Origin of the sequence: Ensifer sp. LC163 (assembly GCF_001695855.1) — a bacterium.
Taxonomy (GTDB): domain Bacteria; phylum Pseudomonadota; class Alphaproteobacteria; order Rhizobiales; family Rhizobiaceae; genus Ensifer.
On sequence record NZ_MBSS01000038.1, the window covers coordinates 1 to 1,173 of the forward strand.

General features: G+C 56.9%; 1 protein-coding gene. It reads left to right on the forward strand.

Translation table 11 applies throughout. The features are described from left to right. Positions 1 to 65 precede the first annotated feature (65 nt). Positions 66 to 1,173: reverse transcriptase domain-containing protein (locus tag BC360_RS24595; RefSeq protein WP_244512886.1), on the forward strand; the 1,108-nt coding region annotated here is incomplete at its 3' end.

Sequence of the window (1,173 nt, forward strand, 5' to 3'; positions counted from 1 at the left end):
CGTCTATGAACAGGTGCGGGGAATTCCGCGCTTAGTGCGGCTGCAAAGCCGATGAAAGATAGTTGATGAAAGTTCAACACGGAGAAGAAGTGGCGAATCACTCTGACCCCGAGTCATGCGGGGCACATCGCGAGGTGTGCGTCGAAGCGTTGACAGGGGAAACCGGCAGGCCGGCCATTGAGCCGCGAAATGATCAATTCGGGATGCCGACGCTGTTAAGCGAAGCGGAAGGCAACACGGTGCATGGCGTCAATCGCAAGCCATGCCCCGATCCCGCGCGGTCGGAGACCCTGTGCATGTCGGGAAGTCTTTCATACGGAAGCAGCGAGATCTCATCAGTGTCCAGTGCAAATGGACTGGACGGGACTGGGAAGGTCGTTGATCATAATCCAGTCGTCAACGCTGATGAGAAGTCGGATACACCCATAGTACCGCAGAAGTTGCCGAACAAAGGAGATGATCCTGCGGAGGCAATGGAGGGAAGGGGTGTAATCGGAGGGAACGCCTTCGAGACTCCAGCGTGCCGGACGCAGAGCCGGATAAAACACGCTTCGATGGGGATCGAAGGTGTACGGGAAGCCGCCAAGCGGAACCCGAAGATGCGTTTCACCGCGCTGATGCACCACATCACTCCGACGCTGTTGGTGAAGTGCTTTCATGCGCTTCGCAAGCAGGCGGCGAGCGGTGTGGATGGCGTGACGTGGTACGACTATGAGAAGACCCTCGAAGGGCGTGTGCACGAACTACACCGGGAGATTCAATCCGGTGCATATCGTGCACAACCGTCTCGACGGGTCTACATTCCGAAGAATGACGGAAGACTCCGTCCCCTCGGCATTGCAGCGCTGGAAGAAAAAGTCGTGCAGATGGCCGTGTCCACGGTTCTGAACGCGATCTATGAACAAGACTTCCTCGGCTTCTCATACGGGTTCCGGCAAGGAAGGGGCCAGCATGACGCGCTGGACGCCTTGTGGGTTGGGATCGACAAGCGGAAGATCAACTGGATACTGGACGCGGATATTCGCTCGTTTTTCGATGAAATCGATCACGAGTGGATGCTCCGTTTCCTGTCACATCGAGTAGGTGACCGCCGGCTGATACGTCTGATCCACAAGTGGTTGAAAGCGGGCACGATTGAGGATGGCCGCCGCGTAGCATCAACGCGAGGAACTC